Raw genomic sequence first — 15,029 nt, 5'->3', positions numbered from 1 at the left:
AGCAGTATGTAGCGTATATTTCAACTTTTATGTGTCATCGCTTTAAAGCCGAGGATAAAAAGAACATTTCGCAATATTGCTCCTTAAAAAGTAATTAAATTACTTATTTCTAGGGATATTCTTAGAGCAATAAATTGATTACTTTAAGAAAATTTTGGGGTGGTAGATAAATGGCTGTTTCTGATGTGATATTACCAGTTCCTGTATTAGTGGTCGAAGATGAAGAGATTATTCAATTTAGGCTACGCCAAATTTTAACGGAATTGGGTTATAAACCCGCTGACTTACTCTTTGCGAAAAATGTGAAGGAGTCTTTTCAGATTATTGAAGAGCAGCCTATTTCACTGGCTTTGGTCGATTTAGGTTTGCCTGATGGGAATGGTCGACAAATTATCGAAAAGCTACGTGCTATAGAAAGCAGTGCGATGATTTTGGTGATTTCTGCATGGAGCACTCAAGAAAGTTTGTTTGGTGCAATTAAGGCAGGAGCGACAGGTTATGTGCTCAAAGAGCGTGATGACGCTGAAGTGCTGTTGTCGATTCGGAGTATTTTGCGTGGTGGTGCGCCAATTGATCCGTTTATTGCCCGTGAAATTTTAAAGCAAATTGCAGTTGAGGAACAAGGACAGTCTGAGCCTGAGCAGATTGGTTTAGTTGATGCGGAGCAGGTATTGCTCACTGTACGCGAAACAGAAATTCTTAACTTGGTTGCACAGGGCTTGAGTAATCGAGAAATTGCAGAGAAATTGTGTGTCTCACGGTATACCGTTGAAAGCCATATTAAGCATATCTACCGTAAACTTTCCGTAACAAAACGAACGAAGGCCGTGAGCGCTGCTCGCTCTTTAGGAATTTTATAAATGAGCAAGCTAAAATTTACATGCTTACTGTTATGGTTTATTTGTAGTTTTAGCTTTGCTAGTGAAAATTTTGTTATCAATCAACAATGCCAAGTCATTGTAAAGAACATTCAAAAAGCACAAACACCCTCTATAGATTCGATTCCTACTCAAGGTTGGGAAGAAGTCGCGAAATTACCTGATCGATGGTCAAATAAGGGACCATGGAAAGATTATGTTGGCGGAGCATGGTATCGGGTGCAGTGGCATTGGCAATGCCAAAATCATGAAAAATTAAAAGAACCCATCGCATTTTCGCTCGATTATATTAATGTTGCAGGCGCCGTATATCTGAATGGGGATATGTTGTGGCGGGACCAAAACTTGGTCGAACCTTTATCTAAGAGTTGGAATATTCAACGCTCTTGGATTTTACCTATCTCAGGCTTACGCACGCATGAAAATGAGATCATGATTTATGTCACAGGCTATTCAGACTTGGGTGCAGGGGTTGGGAAAATAGATTTTAATAATGTTGTTGGAAATAGTGCGATGATCCGGCAAAAAACATGGGACCATCGCACACTTTTTCAAATCAATTCGATTTTATCGAGTACTCTGGGCATTATTTGCTTAATTATTTGGCTATTTCGCCCTAAAGAAACCAGTTTTGGTTGGTTTGCTTTAAGTTCATTGTTTTGGGTGCTTTTCATTACCAATATTCTGATTTCAGAAACGGCGCCATATCCAAATACTGTGGTCATGATTAAATTTAACATGATCTGTTTGGTTTTATATTTACTCACTTTTAGTACTTACTTGGTTCGTTTTATTGAGCAAAAACATCCGAGGCTTGAAAAGGTGCTCTTGTGTATTACTGCAGTGAGCCTTCTTGCGATAGCTTTGACGGGGTTAAGCACACTTAATTTAGTGGTTGTAGTGGTATTGCTCTTTTACATACTCTTGTTTTTATGCGTCTATTTTTATTTATGCATAATGGCATTTCGTAAAAAGCGAGGCGATTTTATATTTTTAGCATGTTGTATGACGGTTGTATTGCTACTCGGTTTATTTGATTTAGTGGTATTTGTGGTGGGTGTACCTTATGAGGTTACATCACTTACGCCGTATACTTCACCCATTGTCACGATTTTTATCGTGGTGATATTGGGGGTTAGGCTCAACCGAAATATTAAAAAAGTCGAAGATTTTAATAATTATTTAGCAACTAAAGTAGAAGAAGTCAGTGCAAACTTGAGTAAAAGTTTAAATGAACAACATCAGCTCGAATTGAGTAATGCGCGTTTACACGAGCGTATGGATTTATCTCATGATTTGCACGATGGTTTAGGTGCATCACTGGTACGTTCTATGATTATTGTCGACCAGTGTGAACATCAAATACCGAATCAACAGTTTTTATCAATGTTAAAACTTTTGAGAGATGACTTACGTCAAATTATTGATACTGGATCAGCTGAAGGGAGTCGAGTGCCTGATTCACCAGTTTTATGGCTTGCACCTGTACGTTATCGTTTTAATTTACTGTTAGATGAGTTAAATATTCGTGTTGCATGGCATGTTGCGCCATCTTGGGTATTTCAGCCTACCGCATTACAATGTTTAACACTCATTCGAATTTTAGAAGAAAGTTTGGTGAATGTCGTTAAGCATAGCCAAGCAACGTCAATTGTGGTGAGCTTAAACTTTACAGCAACGCAACAACTTGAATTAACGGTGCAAGATGATGGCGTTGGTTTTGATGTAGAGTGTGTGAATCAAAACGGTATGAGTATTGGTGTACGTAGTATGAAAACTCGCGCTGAACGCATGGGTGCAACTTTTTCAATTCAATCTGCATCTGGTTGTACTCGTATACAAGTACTAATTGACGCCCCCATTGATGAGAATGATTCATCTGTATAAATGATGATATTGATGTCTAAGTTGAACGATTGAAGTGATTTGAGCTTAAAAATGAATCCAATGAAGAGAATGGCCCTTCATTGGATGATTCCTTTAGCTTAGAACAAAATATGTAATCGGCTAAATCGTCAATGCTGTTATTTATTCGGCATCGTCCGTTGGAGCAAGCATAACAATCGATTCATTCAGTAAATGTGCGATATCTTCCAAAATGTCATTATCTGCAAGATTTTCATCTAATAAAATGAGTTCACCATCGGCAAGGCGTTTTAAGTAGCTTGCAGAAGCATCTGAAGTACATATAGCTTCGCCATTGGCCCAAAATAGCAATTGGCCATCTTGTTCGGTATAAAGTAGGCGTGAAGCAGGTTCCATCAGCAATTGATAACCTTGCTCAAGTACGGCCTCTAAGTCACCTGTACCAATTTCTTCAGCTTCAGGAATGTTGTCTAAATATTTTGGTTCAGACATCAAGCTCATGATGGCATCTTCTAAAATATTTGAGTTTTGCAAATGCTCAAAAAGTTTAGTTTTTAGATATTCCAGTTCATTTTCAGTCACTTGACCAATCGCACTTTGTTGATCACGAATAATATCAAGCAATGGATTTTTTAAAGCACTATTTTCTGAAAATTTATCGCTCACACGATCCATCATGTCGGTTACATTCGGCATGCGGAAGCCAAATGAGTAGGTGAGGCAGTCATCTTCAGCAACGCCGTAATGTGCCAAACCTGGTGGTACATACAATAGATCGCCAGGTGCTAAAACTTCATCAAAATGAATGTCCATTTCTGGTAATAGGCGTAGAGGCTGGCCTGCAACAAACTCTGTATCTGCATTACACATTTGACCTAACTGCCAACGGCGATGCCCATAGCCTTGAACTAAAAATACATCATAAAAGTCAAAATGCTTGCCCACTGAGCCACCTTGCGGTGCGTATGACACCATAATGTCATCACGGCGCCATTGTGGAATGAAGGGGAATTTTTTCCATAAAGCCGCCAAATCAAAAGAATAATGATCTACAGCTTGGATGAGTACAGACCAAAGCTTGGGCATTTTTTGGAAGTCAGCTTTGATTAAAGGTGAAGATTTTACAGACCATTGATTTGGGTCTTTGTCTTTTTGCTTAATTAGACGTGCATTGACGTTTTCATCAAGTGCCAATTCCATAATATCGCTTGGCTCTAAAATATCAGCAATTTCAGGAAGCGCATTACGTACAAGGAGCGGTTTTTTTTGCCAATATTCGGCAAGGAATTGCTCAGCGCTAATACCGCCGAGCACGTCTAAAGGTTGGGACATAAGAAAAACCATAAATTAAATTTCCCATATTGTCCCTTGTGTCTTTGGCTGGTGCAAGTAAAAGCTTTATTTTAAGAATTATTTACAACTTACTCAAAAGATCCTGCTTTTTGAGGAGCTGATATGTTTCTTCGGCATAATACATCACGCGATCACATAACTCGCCAGATAAGATCATGGGCCATGCTTCATGATGTGATTGCCAATTAAAAGGGTATTTTTGATCGATATAAAATGGCCACCATTCACTGTGTTGAATTTTGTCCGTACTAAAATGTAAAGACGCATTTTGATGAATTTCTTTCCATAAATCAGGATCATGGTAATCAGATATTTTTTTAGATAAGCCCCAGAAGAAATCTCCATAGTTTTTGGCATAAAATTGAATAATAAAATCAATATGCGTGTGTGGGTTGTCAAAGTTGATTGTGAGACCTGTGGCTTTTTCTCTAGAAAAATGACCTGTAATGTGCCAGTTTTTTTGTTTACATGTCTGAATTAATTGTGATTCAAATTTTTTGATCAGTTGATCTTGTAGCTCATTTTGATATTTTATTATTTCAAAAGCAGACGCCATATATTGATCATTTGAGCTGATGAGATTAAGTAAATGTTGCTGTTCAGACATGTCTTGTATTCCTAAAAAACTTTTTCGAATAAAGGTGTTAAATGCATTTAGAAAGTTATTTACGCGTTCATTTTGGCATCGGAGCATGCACTGATTAAGCCATTCAATTAATTCCGGATACGAGATTAAGGTGAAGTGATTTTTAGATTTCCATTCTTCTAATTGACTCGGTTCAACACTTTCAGCACTCGGTTCGTTGCCATAACCAGCCAAATAAACCAGATGCCAATGGTGTTGCATATCTTGGTTTCTATCATGCCGTTTAGATAGTTCAGATGCGTAGTCTTTTAACTGATTTTTTTGATCAGCGGCATAAGGTTTATTTTCAATACAAATACCGAAGCTTTGTGCGCTGTCTATATATGGAATTTCTAAATAAATATCCATGCGACGTTGCGTTTGGTTGCGAAAGGTTAAGACTTCGATAGCTACTTTGGCACGTTGAATATCTAACAATAAATAGTGCGATGCGTTGGTCAGTTGCTGTAAAAATAAGGACAGAAAAATATGTCCTTGAGCGTGATCTCCTTTTGGATTAAGCAAGTCAGCAATCATGCGACTGAGCATTAACTCATCGGTATAAATATAATTAAAAATAGAAAAATTGGGTGCGAGTTGTTGCACATATTTGCTTTTGGCAAGCGCTAAGGCTCTGAGTTCATCTGAAACTGAGCGGAGTAAATGTTCGATATTTTGCATGGGAGTATTCCAATTTTAATATTCTACAGCACGCATGTACTATAAGTTTTATGCACACCATTTCTAATAAGTAAAAGTACTAATTGTTTGTTTTATCTAAGTATATCTGAAAATTTCAAACCCATGTTAGCTTAATGGTGGCCCAATATGCTTGGGTATACACGATGAAATAGCGCTTTAAAATAATCAGATTTATTGTGCTATTTGGCTACCAGCACATGCTTTCTATTGTGGATGTACCTTGCTCGACGTCAAACGAACAATCACAATACTGGCATTATCATAAGGCTTATGTTGTTCGAGTTTTTCTTTGAGTTGTAGTAACCAATTTGCCAAAGATAGATTGGGCTGAAGCAATGGCCAGTGAGAACAGGCCAATGATTGATAGATGCCATCTGTACAAATGACCAAGGCCTCATTTTCAGTTAAAAACTGCTCTTGTAACGGTGAGAGGCATACCTCATGGCTGTCATCAGCACAAAAGTATTGGGTGAGCATGTCATAACAACTGGCATAGGACACTCTATTTTGAATGTCGGTTGGTGCAAGAAGTTCTTCAATAAAACTATGGTCACGTGTAAGTTGACGCCATTGGGGCGTTGCTTGTGCGAGTGAATAAAGATAGGCACGACTATTGCCCAAATGCTGTATCTCAATAAATTGTGATTGACTGTGTGTGAGCGTAATCAGTGTTGTACTGGTGCCGTGGTGCTCAGGCAGTTGCGAGAAATATTGGCAAAATTGTTGCTGTAAAAGGGCAAAGTTGAAAGGGACTTGCATTGACTGATTTTGATCGACCAATTGTAGAATTTTTTTAGAGGCGAGCTGTGCCTGAGGGCTTTGGCTGACACCATCAGCAAGTGCAGTACACCATGCTTCATGTATGGGATATATACGACGTTTACTCAGGATACGGTCATGTTGTAGCACTTTATGCGCAATCAACATGGCATCTTGTTGTTGTGGTGATTTGAACTTGAGTGAAAAACCTTGTAATTCAAAGTTCAGGTCGTTCATAAATTACTCCGCATCAAAATATGGCAGAGTGGTTACGCCTTTGCGCTTTGCTTCGCGGCCTAATTTATAAAAATAATTAAAAAAAACAGCGCACTTAAATACTAAGGCGCTGCCTATTAATTTGTTTTAGACGTCGTACTTAGAAATTAAGGTACTAAAATCTTCAGTTCACGCAAAATCTGACAAAGTTTAATCATTGGCATGCCCATTAACGTGGTTTGATCATGGCCAATCATTTCTTCAAACAAACTAATCCCCAAGCTTTCACACTTAAAGCTACCCGCACAGTGTAAAGGTTGTTCAACGTCTACATAGCGTTCAATTTCAGGCAAGCTCAGTTTGCGGAACTTCACTTTATAATGTTCGATCAAGGTCTGTTCAAAGCCAGAACTCGCATGTTGTACGCTGAGCGCCGTACTAAAGTAAACAATTTTGTCCGAGTTGGCTTGTAATTGTTTAATGGCTTTTTCTGTGCACAGTGGCTTGCCAATAAAAATATCGGGAGCGCCTTCACGCCAAGCGACTTGGTCCGAACCAATCACGATCGCATCTGGATATTGGCTACTAATACATTTGGCTTTTTCAAAAGCCAGTCGTTTTGCCAAATCATCCGCATGGTTTTCACCGCGCGGCGATTCATCTATATCAGGTACGATTGAACGGTAATCAATCCGTAAACGATCCATTAAATCTTTACGGGTTTGGCTAGAGGAGGCCAAAATGATTTCGGGAGTACTCATTACACTGCATATTCCATAAGTACATCAAGCGGTACATAAGACAGCACAGCTTGATGACATGCTTGTATTTTGACAGGTGGGGCAATGCCAGCTTGGTATGCTTCCACCCAACGCGTCACACAGATGCACCAAAAGTCGCCGGGTTGTAAACCTGGAAAACCAACTTCTGGTAATGGGGTGATAAGGTCATTTCCCGCTTTTTGCGAAAAATTAAGAAATTCAGAGGTCATTTGTGCGCACATGGTGTGCTGGCCTAAATCCGAAACGGCTGTATGACAGAAACCATTACGAAAAAAACCGGTAATGGGATCAAAACAACAGCTGGCCAAAGGCTCACCTAAAGCGTTAAGACGATTAAGATGCGGGTCTGGATGAATAGACATAGGCTTTGAATCTTGCTCTGATTTTTCCCTATGATAGCAAAACTTTAAGTTTGGATGCCTTTTCTGCAAAAGAAGCTAACCTTTTTTCACATAATCATTTAAAATCTTCGCGTTTTGATATCAATAAAGAGAGCAATGCATGAACTTTCAGCGTATGACTGATCTTGATTTAGCGGGTAAGCGTGTTCTAATTCGTGAAGACTTAAACGTACCTGTTAAAAATGGCGTGATTACAAGTGATGCCCGTTTACGTGCGGCATTACCAACAATTAAAGCAGCCCTTGCGCAAGGTGCAGCTGTAATGGTGTATTCACACCTTGGTCGTCCTGTTGAAGGTGAACCTAAAGCGGAACAATCGCTTGCTCCTGTAGCGGCATACTTAACAGAAGCTTTAGGCCAAGAAGTTAAGTTAATCACTGAATACTTAGATGGCGTTGAAGTTGTACCAGGTCAAGTGGTATTACTTGAAAACTGCCGTTTTAACGTTGGTGAAAAGAAAAACAACCCAGAATTATCTGCAAAATATGCAGCACTTTGTGATGTCTATGTAATGGATGCATTTGGTACGGCTCACCGTGCAGAAGCATCAACTGAAGGCGTTGCACGTTGTGCAAAAGTTGCAGCTGCAGGTCCTTTATTGGCAGCTGAATTAGATGCTTTGGGGCGTGCGCTACAAACTCCTGAAAAGCCAATGGTTGCGATTGTTGCGGGTTCTAAAGTATCAACTAAGCTTGATGTATTAACATCACTTTCAGATATTTGCGATCAATTGATCGTTGGCGGTGGTATTGCTAATACATTCTTAGCTGCTGCTGGCTTTAACGTGGGCAAATCACTTTGCGAAAATGATTTGATCGACACTGCAAAAGCAATTGCTGCCAAAGTATCTGTACCACTTCCTACAGACGTAGTTGTGGCAGATGCGTCAGAAATTAATTTTGATGACTTCTTAGGTTCATTGGCTGCAGCGAAAGCAGTTGTGAAAAAAGTTGAAGATGTAACTGACAACGACATGATTTTGGACGTTGGCCCAGAAACAGCGAAAGCATTTGCTGAAATTTTAAAAACTTCAAAAACAATTCTGTGGAATGGCCCAGTAGGCGTATTTGAAGTTGATCAGTTTGGCGAAGGTACTAAAACATTATCTTTAGCGATCGCTGAATCTGCTGGTTTCTCAATTGCTGGTGGTGGCGATACTTTAGCTGCGATCGACAAATATGAAGTTGCAGACAAAATTGGTTATATTTCTACAGGTGGTGGTGCATTCCTTGAGTTTGTAGAAGGTAAAACACTTCCTGCAGTTGCTGCGCTTATTGAGCGTGCATAAGCATTTCGTCTTTGATTAAGACTGAAATACAAAAAAGGGCTGACAATTGTTAGCCCTTTTTTTATGGCCGTTCATTTTTCAGTCATAAAAATGCAATATTTCTGCAATAAAATTTTCCATGAAGTTAATCATCAACCCGTAGGACAATGTGATGAACCTAAAACTGGCACTTGCAGCAGTATTAATTGCGCCTTTAGCATTAACAGCGTGTGCAAAAAAAGATGCAGCTCCACATGATGCGACTGAAGCATCTGCTGCAGTTACAAATGACAAAGTGACGCCAGAGCAACAAGCGGCAATTGACTCTTTAGATAAACCAGTCTTGGACGAAAAAAATACGGATGTACCTGCAGAAATTGCAAATGCACCTGCAGATGAGGCGACAGCAGACACTGAGCAAACAGAAGCTTCAGCAGCAGCTCACTAAAATTGCTGACATTATTTTAAAAGTCCCTGCATAAGCAGGGATTTTTTATATAAAAGTTGGTTTTTTTGCTGAATTGAAATGATTGTGCATGTAGAATATGTCGCATTACCTGGGAGGACATTATGGCTCTTATTTCATTGCGCCAGCTCTTGGATCACGCCGGCGAACACAACTACGGCGTACCAGCGTTTAACGTAAACAACTTAGAACAAATGCGCGCTATCATGTTGGCCGCAGACGAAACGAATTCACCTGTAATCGTACAAGCTTCTGCTGGTGCGCGTAAATATGCAGGCGCTTCATTCTTACGTCACCTTATTTTGGCAGCAATTGAAGAATGGCCGCATATTCCTGTTGTAATGCATCAGGACCATGGTACAGACCCTGACGTATGTCAGCGTTCTATCCAATTAGGCTTCTCATCAGTAATGATGGACGGTTCTTTGGGTGCAGACGGCAAAACACCAACAACTTACGAATACAACGTAGACGTAACTCGTCGTACAGTTGCAATGGCGCATGCGTGCGGCGTATCAGTTGAAGGTGAAATTGGCTGTTTAGGTAGCCTAGAAACTGGTATGGCTGGTGAAGAAGATGGCGTAGGCGCAGAAGGCGTTCTTGACCATTCACAGCTTTTAACTTCTGTTGAAGAAGCGCGTAGCTTTGTTGCTGATACAAATGTAGATGCTTTAGCAATTGCTGTAGGTACTTCACATGGTGCTTACAAATTCACGCGTCCACCTACAGGTGATATTTTAGCAATCGAACGCATTAAAGAAATTCATGCGGCATTGCCAAATACACACCTTGTAATGCACGGTTCAAGCTCTGTTCCTCAAGAATGGCTTGCAATCATTAACCAATATGGCGGCGACATCAAAGAAACTTATGGTGTTCCTGTTGAGCAATTGGTTGAAGCAATCAAACACGGTGTTCGTAAAATCAACATCGATACAGATTTGCGTTTAGCGTCTACTGGTGCAATGCGCCGTATGATGGCTGAAAAACCAAGCGAATTTGACCCGCGTAAATTCTTTGCTCAAACTGTTGAAGCAATGAAGCAAATCTGTGTAGACCGTTACACAGCATTTGGTACAGCTGGCAACGCTGACAAGATCCGCCCGATTTCTTTAGAGAAAATGGTTGATCGTTATAAATAATTTGTCATAGATTATTTATCAGCAAAAGCCCACAATATGTGGGCTTTTCTTGTATTGATAAGAAAAAATATAAAATATCGCTTGATAGAGGATACACCATCATGGAATTGATATTTGCAGCTGCGCTGTGCAGTGTGGCGGTATCTATAATCTTAAAAATATGCCGAGATCGAGGCTTAGTTCCAATGCAAATGATTGCATGGAATTATGCGATGGCCAGTGTATTAACCTATTTATGGTTTAAGCCAGATTTAGTCCATGTGTCAGTCGAGCATACACCATGGTGGTTGATTACCGTTTTAGGCATATTGCTCCCTGCAATTTTTTTCAGTTTGTCCAAATCATTGCAAAGCGCAGGTATTTTAAAAACTGAAATTGCCCAGCGTTTATCGGTGGTGTTGTCATTGCTGGCAGCGTATTTCATTTTTCATGAAGCCTTTAATCAGCTGAAAATTTTGGGCATTATCATGGGGGTTTGCGCCGTATTTTGTATATTAGATTCACATAAAAGCAAACAGTTGAATTATGGTGCAAAACCGATGGCTGTTATTTCGCTTTTAGCGGTTTGGGTAGGTTATGCACTCATAGATGTATTGCTGAAATATACGACAGGCTTGGGTTTACAATTTTCAGTGACACTGAATTTGATGTTTATTTTTGCCTTTGTTTTGTCCATGCTATACATCATTGTTAAATATAAAAGTATGGGAACATGGCAAAATATTAGTGCAGGTTTACTACTTGGCGTATTAAATTTTGCCAATATTGCCTTATATGTGAAAGCACACATGCTCTTGAAAGATTCGCCAGCAGTCGTATTTGCAGGCATGAATGTATTGGTGGTGATGCTCGGTGTGCTCAGTGGATTATTTATCTTTAAAGAGCGTGTGAAGCCCATTGTCGCTTTGGGTTTAGCTTTAGGCTTAAGTAGTGTTTTGTGCTTGGCCTATGCAATGTAAAAAATCATGCATAACTGGAGGAAGTTATGCATGATTTACTGTAGGCTGTTACATTTTCTAGATTATTCTTTTTGCATTATTTTTATTGTCGTTAAGCATTAACTCAACGCATTACTTAAGTCATTTAGTGACTATGTGGCGTTAATTTACTTTTGACCCATGACAAGTAGCTGTTCATTGCATGAATAGGGTTTTGTATTAAATCGCCAGTTTCAGCAATGCCAAGTAATTGACCTTGTGCCTTACATTGAGGGCAAGCAGGGTAATGGTGTTCTTGTATTTGATAAGGGTGCATATAGCAGGTATTACAATGGGTACATTCAAACTTCATTGGTAGGTTAAACAGCATAGACATGAGTATTCCCCTTGATTGAATATAAATCGTATTTAATAAAAAGCAAAATACAGGCCAAAAAATAAAAACATTAATTTAATTTTTATCTAAGGCATTATTTTTAAAAGAATATTTTAACTATTTAAAGATCGGCTGAAGCCTTGTAAATAGCTTTTGATGAGGGGGATGGGATGTTTAATAAAGTCTTGTGTCTCTACTGTGCCTTGTAATTGTCCAGGTTGCTGACATTGAGGGCAGTGTGGATAAAAAAGGTGTGCTTTTGCTTGGTAGGGTTGTAAATAAATGGATTTACATGAAGCGCAATAAAATTTCATCGGTAATTTAGGTGCAACAAACATGATAATTGACCAAGATATTAAGTTGCGCAAAATATACTCGATTTATGTTTAAAAAATAAGTCCTAAAATGACATGAAAGAGGGAATAGTCCCCCTTTCGTCGCTTTATTGAAAATATTAGAGCTTGGTGAATATTTCTTCTTGGCTCAGGCGTGATTTGGGGAGTTTGGCGTTGAAGTCTTTTTCACTGCGGTAGCCCAAGGTTAATAATACGGAGGGAATTAAGCCCTTCTCAACAAGCTGTAGCTCATCGCTCATAATATCCTCATCAAAACCACCAATCGGTGTTGCATCCACACCTTCAATACCTGCAGCTAAAAGCATTTGGCCAAGGGCAATAAAGGTTTGATTTTCGGCCCAGCGCTGAATATCACCTTTTTCGTTGCGATAAAAATTCACATAGCCCGTACGGCTGTCTTTTTGACCTTGTTTGGCTTGCTCATCTTTAAATCGACCACTTGCTTCATCACGGCTCAGTAAGTGCTCAAGGTGCGTTTCGCTAATATCGGCTTGGGTACAAAATAAAATGGTGTGTGATGAGTCGAGTACTTTTGGTGCATTGTAGGCATATTTACCCACCAAGGCTTTTGCAATACGTTCTTTCGCGGCACTATGATCGGCAATAAAAAAGTGCCAAGGTTGAATATTGATAGAAGAGGGTGTCAAACGAAGAATTTCAAGTAAACGTGCAAATTGTTCTGGTGGAATTTTCTTGTTTGGGTCGTAAGCTTTAGTGGTATAACGACTTTTTGAAATATTGAGCAAATCCATGATGAAGCCTTCCAGAACGGTCTAAAATAATGATTTTATTTTAATATAAAACTTTGGGGTGAGTTCTTAAATATCTATATACATTTGGATGAATTCGGTAGTGTTTTTTAGCACCTTCAAATTTATTTAAATCAATGATTAATTTTTGGCTTAGTAATATTTGAATCGTTGGATTTTTAGGGTCAAAACCCAGTTCAAGTACTTGTTTTTCTGTAAATAGAGACAAAAAGTATTTTTCATCATGACTTAATTGGTTCAATGCATCTTGTATATCTTTATGTGCGCTTTTTAGTCGGTTTTTTTCATTCAAATGGCCGTGAAATTTATGTAAAAATTCATACAGTATTAAAGCTGTGCTTACTAAGTAAATGAGTAGCAATGGGGTTTTAATGATTGAGATCACGTATGTGAGTGCAGGGTCGAGATCAATAAGTATGACAATAAAAAGCAGTACTAGAAAAATATTGAAAATTTTATTGGTTTTAGAAAAGTCTAATTTCATTGTTTCAATGATAAGTTTGATTTTTCTAATAATCTCAATATTTACAGTTTACTACAAGTATTCTATTAATAACTTTGAGCAATGAATTGATATAAAATCTCTATTGGCAGAATCTACCAAAAGGCGTTTAATCAAAGGATGTCTCTTCTCCTGCACTGAGCAAGTAAATGATAGATTACACAAACCACTTTAAACGTAAATTAAAAACTCAGCAGCAAATTGGCCTCTGGGTTGGGCTTGCAGATGCTTATGGGACTGAAATTGCTGCCAATGCCGGCTATGATTGGTTACTTATTGATGGTGAGCATGCGCCGAGTGATTTGCGCACAACCTTATCGCAGTTGCAAAGTATAGCAGCCTATCCTTCACAAGCAGTCGTGCGCCCGCCGATTGGCAGTGTGCAATTGATAAAGCAATTATTAGATATTGGCGCACAGACTTTGTTGATTCCAATGGTGGAGTCGGTTGAGCAAGCCGAACTGATGGTTAAAGCAGTTCGTTATCCGCCAGAAGGTGTGCGTGGCGTAGGGGCTGCATTAGCACGTGCAACACGCTGGAACAGTATCCCTGACTATTATGCAACTGCACATGAAAATATTTGTTTATTAATTCAAATTGAGTCTGTAGAAGGACTTGCCAATTTAGACGATATTTTAAAAGTAGAAGGGATTGATGGTATTTTTATTGGTGCAGTAGATTTATCTGCAACAATGGGCTATGAAGGTAATCCGAACCACCCTGAAGTACAAAAAGCCGTGATTGATGCTATTCAGCGCATTCGTGCATCTGGCAAAGCAGCAGGTATATTGTCTACACAACATGAAGCAACCGAGCAGTATTTAGCCTTAGGTACGGAGTTTGTAGCAGTCGGTGTAGATACCAGCGTATTAATGCAGTCGCTAAGAACTTTGCTTCAGCGTTACAAACCAGATGCAGAAGAGGTACAAGTTTCTGCAGGTTATTAAGCAGTCGAGCGTTAAAATTGTAATGCTGAATTGCACACATTATGCGCTTTCATGTCTTGATCTTTAGGCATGAAAGCACCTGTAATAAAACACAATATTTTTTAAAGCGATTGAATAAAACAGTGAAGAATAAGAAAAAAATAAGCACTTTTATACTGATTGTTTAAAAAATGTTACAAGTTAAATTTGCTTTGTTAAGTTAAAAAATGTATAAAAGAATAACTAATAGGTGGGTATTGTTCCTGCTTTTCTATTTATATAGCGGTTTGTGATTTATATAAAATCTAAGTGAGTTGCTTAGATTGCATCTAGTAGTTAGTAATACAGAATAATTCCTCTATCTGCGTTAATTTATCTCTTTGCGTGATTGTCACAAATGCTCAACTTTGAGTAATTGTAATGAAAAAATTAAATGAATGGCATATTGCCAGCCAGTCAAATGGCGGTCAAATTAATGTGAAATTGGTACCTATGCAACGCCAACAAAATACACCAAATGGTTTTGTTTGGGTGGATGTAGGACAAATGATTGAATTGGAAACAGGTGAAACTTTTGCTTTAAATTTGGATGGTAAAAGCTTCTATACGGGCCCAAATCAATTGTATCGCTTAAGTCATTAATCTGATATCAAAAGACTGTTTATACAGTTCAACAAAAAAACGGTAACTTGAATAGTTACCGT

The 15,029-nt window shown here is 38.8% G+C and carries 16 protein-coding genes; 8 read left to right on the top strand and 8 right to left on the bottom strand.

The features are described 5' to 3' along the window. The first annotated feature begins 170 nt into the window (after positions 1-170). Together EXE29_RS05840 and EXE29_RS05835 are read left to right on the top strand one after the other, a co-directional pair. Entirely contained in the window at positions 171-860 is a 690-nt protein-coding gene (locus tag EXE29_RS05840; RefSeq protein WP_120364200.1) for a response regulator transcription factor, read from the top strand. Then, a complete protein-coding gene (locus EXE29_RS05835) occupies positions 861-2,765 on the top strand; it encodes a sensor histidine kinase (protein ID WP_120364201.1) in 1,905 nt (634 codons plus the stop codon). It begins immediately after the preceding gene. 141 nt (positions 2,766-2,906) lie between these two features. Here the strand turns inward: EXE29_RS05835 and EXE29_RS05830 are convergent, their stop codons facing one another. The 5 genes from EXE29_RS05830 to EXE29_RS05810 all read right to left on the bottom strand — a co-directional run bounded on the left by EXE29_RS05830 (position 2,907) and on the right by EXE29_RS05810 (position 7,543). Further along, positions 2,907-4,076, bottom strand: a complete 1,170-nt coding sequence (locus EXE29_RS05830; RefSeq protein WP_106984809.1) for a ribosomal protein uL16 3-hydroxylase — start codon at positions 4,074-4,076, stop codon at positions 2,907-2,909. Between the two features lie 82 nt (positions 4,077-4,158). Next, positions 4,159-5,403: a PDDEXK-like family protein gene (locus tag EXE29_RS05825; RefSeq protein ID WP_120364202.1), complete on the bottom strand. Its 1,245-nt coding sequence runs from the start codon at positions 5,401-5,403 to the stop codon at positions 4,159-4,161. Between the two features lie 225 nt (positions 5,404-5,628). Further along, positions 5,629-6,420 carry a PP2C family protein-serine/threonine phosphatase gene (locus EXE29_RS05820; RefSeq protein ID WP_117006668.1) on the bottom strand — a complete coding sequence of 264 codons (792 nt, stop codon included), beginning with the start codon at positions 6,418-6,420 and terminating at the stop codon, positions 5,629-5,631. Between the two features lie 146 nt (positions 6,421-6,566). After that, the gene (locus tag EXE29_RS05815) at positions 6,567-7,160 is read right to left on the bottom strand and encodes a Maf family protein (RefSeq protein ID WP_106984806.1); all 594 of its coding nucleotides are present in this window, start codon (positions 7,158-7,160) and stop codon (positions 6,567-6,569) included. Continuing rightward, complete coding sequence (locus EXE29_RS05810) at positions 7,160-7,543, bottom strand: DUF2237 family protein (protein ID WP_106984805.1); 384 nt, start codon at positions 7,541-7,543, stop codon at positions 7,160-7,162. The genes EXE29_RS05815 and EXE29_RS05810 overlap by 1 nt, the downstream gene beginning before the upstream one ends. A gap of 139 nt (positions 7,544-7,682) precedes the next feature. Between EXE29_RS05810 and EXE29_RS05805 the strand changes: the two genes are divergently transcribed. The 4 genes from EXE29_RS05805 to EXE29_RS05790 all read left to right on the top strand — a co-directional run bounded on the left by EXE29_RS05805 (position 7,683) and on the right by EXE29_RS05790 (position 11,416). Next, a complete protein-coding gene (locus EXE29_RS05805) occupies positions 7,683-8,870 on the top strand; it encodes a phosphoglycerate kinase (RefSeq protein WP_106984804.1) in 1,188 nt (395 codons plus the stop codon). Positions 8,871-9,021: 151 nt separating this feature from the next. Further along, on the top strand, positions 9,022-9,297 hold the full coding sequence (locus EXE29_RS05800) for a hypothetical protein (RefSeq protein WP_106984803.1): 276 nt from the start codon (positions 9,022-9,024) through the stop codon (positions 9,295-9,297). 122 nt (positions 9,298-9,419) lie between these two features. Continuing rightward, entirely contained in the window at positions 9,420-10,457 is a 1,038-nt protein-coding gene (fba, locus tag EXE29_RS05795) for a class II fructose-bisphosphate aldolase (protein WP_120364203.1), read from the top strand. 101 nt (positions 10,458-10,558) lie between these two features. Beyond that, positions 10,559-11,416, top strand: coding sequence for an EamA family transporter (locus EXE29_RS05790; RefSeq protein WP_120364204.1), 858 nt, complete (start codon positions 10,559-10,561; stop codon positions 11,414-11,416). 124 nt (positions 11,417-11,540) lie between these two features. On the opposite strand, the gene EXE29_RS05785 is transcribed toward EXE29_RS05790, so the two are convergent. The 3 genes from EXE29_RS05785 to EXE29_RS05770 form a co-directional block, all read right to left on the bottom strand. Further along, positions 11,541-11,771 carry a hypothetical protein gene (locus EXE29_RS05785; RefSeq protein WP_106984800.1) on the bottom strand — a complete coding sequence of 77 codons (231 nt, stop codon included), beginning with the start codon at positions 11,769-11,771 and terminating at the stop codon, positions 11,541-11,543. 454 nt (positions 11,772-12,225) lie between these two features. Continuing rightward, positions 12,226-12,879 carry an oxygen-insensitive NAD(P)H nitroreductase gene (gene nfsB, locus EXE29_RS05775; RefSeq protein ID WP_120364206.1) on the bottom strand — a complete coding sequence of 218 codons (654 nt, stop codon included), beginning with the start codon at positions 12,877-12,879 and terminating at the stop codon, positions 12,226-12,228. 40 nt (positions 12,880-12,919) lie between these two features. Next, positions 12,920-13,381 carry a super-infection exclusion protein B gene (locus EXE29_RS05770; RefSeq protein ID WP_120364207.1) on the bottom strand — a complete coding sequence of 154 codons (462 nt, stop codon included), beginning with the start codon at positions 13,379-13,381 and terminating at the stop codon, positions 12,920-12,922. Between the two features lie 167 nt (positions 13,382-13,548). Here EXE29_RS05770 and hpaI point away from each other — a divergent pair, with 167 nt between their 5' ends. Continuing rightward, positions 13,549-14,346, top strand: a complete 798-nt coding sequence (hpaI, locus tag EXE29_RS05765) for a 4-hydroxy-2-oxoheptanedioate aldolase (protein WP_120364208.1) — start codon at positions 13,549-13,551, stop codon at positions 14,344-14,346. 399 nt (positions 14,347-14,745) lie between these two features. Next, positions 14,746-14,967: a transposase gene (locus tag EXE29_RS05760; RefSeq protein WP_106984795.1), complete on the top strand. Its 222-nt coding sequence runs from the start codon at positions 14,746-14,748 to the stop codon at positions 14,965-14,967. The last annotated feature ends 62 nt before the right edge of the window (positions 14,968-15,029 follow it).

The sequence above is a fragment of the Acinetobacter sp. WCHAc060006 genome, from assembly GCF_004209135.1.
GTDB classification, from domain to species: Bacteria; Pseudomonadota; Gammaproteobacteria; order Pseudomonadales; family Moraxellaceae; genus Acinetobacter; species Acinetobacter cumulans.
Note: the sequence above shows the minus strand (reverse complement) of the source record. Positions and strands in the feature narration are given on the sequence as shown.

Excerpts from the sequence above, each read along its gene's own strand:
- nfsB (WP_120364206.1), bottom strand. The coding sequence starts at position 12,879 with ATGGATTTGCTCAATATTTCAAAAAGTCGTTATACCACTAAAGCTTAC.
- hpaI (WP_120364208.1), top strand. The coding sequence starts at position 13,549 with ATGATAGATTACACAAACCACTTTAAACGTAAATTAAAAACTCAGCAG.
- EXE29_RS05790 (WP_120364204.1), top strand. The coding sequence starts at position 10,559 with ATGGAATTGATATTTGCAGCTGCGCTGTGCAGTGTGGCGGTATCTATA.
- EXE29_RS05785 (WP_106984800.1), bottom strand. The coding sequence starts at position 11,771 with ATGTCTATGCTGTTTAACCTACCAATGAAGTTTGAATGTACCCATTGT.
- EXE29_RS05815 (WP_106984806.1), bottom strand. The coding sequence starts at position 7,160 with ATGAGTACTCCCGAAATCATTTTGGCCTCCTCTAGCCAAACCCGTAAA.
- EXE29_RS05840 (WP_120364200.1), top strand. The coding sequence starts at position 171 with ATGGCTGTTTCTGATGTGATATTACCAGTTCCTGTATTAGTGGTCGAA.
- EXE29_RS05805 (WP_106984804.1), top strand. The coding sequence starts at position 7,683 with ATGAACTTTCAGCGTATGACTGATCTTGATTTAGCGGGTAAGCGTGTT.
- EXE29_RS05825 (WP_120364202.1), bottom strand. The coding sequence starts at position 5,403 with ATGCAAAATATCGAACATTTACTCCGCTCAGTTTCAGATGAACTCAGA.
- EXE29_RS05800 (WP_106984803.1), top strand. The coding sequence starts at position 9,022 with ATGAACCTAAAACTGGCACTTGCAGCAGTATTAATTGCGCCTTTAGCA.
- EXE29_RS05770 (WP_120364207.1), bottom strand. The coding sequence starts at position 13,381 with ATGAAATTAGACTTTTCTAAAACCAATAAAATTTTCAATATTTTTCTA.
- EXE29_RS05830 (WP_106984809.1), bottom strand. The coding sequence starts at position 4,076 with ATGTCCCAACCTTTAGACGTGCTCGGCGGTATTAGCGCTGAGCAATTC.
- EXE29_RS05760 (WP_106984795.1), top strand. The coding sequence starts at position 14,746 with ATGAAAAAATTAAATGAATGGCATATTGCCAGCCAGTCAAATGGCGGT.
- EXE29_RS05820 (WP_117006668.1), bottom strand. The coding sequence starts at position 6,420 with ATGAACGACCTGAACTTTGAATTACAAGGTTTTTCACTCAAGTTCAAA.
- EXE29_RS05810 (WP_106984805.1), bottom strand. The coding sequence starts at position 7,543 with ATGTCTATTCATCCAGACCCGCATCTTAATCGTCTTAACGCTTTAGGT.
- fba (WP_120364203.1), top strand. The coding sequence starts at position 9,420 with ATGGCTCTTATTTCATTGCGCCAGCTCTTGGATCACGCCGGCGAACAC.
- EXE29_RS05835 (WP_120364201.1), top strand. The coding sequence starts at position 861 with ATGAGCAAGCTAAAATTTACATGCTTACTGTTATGGTTTATTTGTAGT.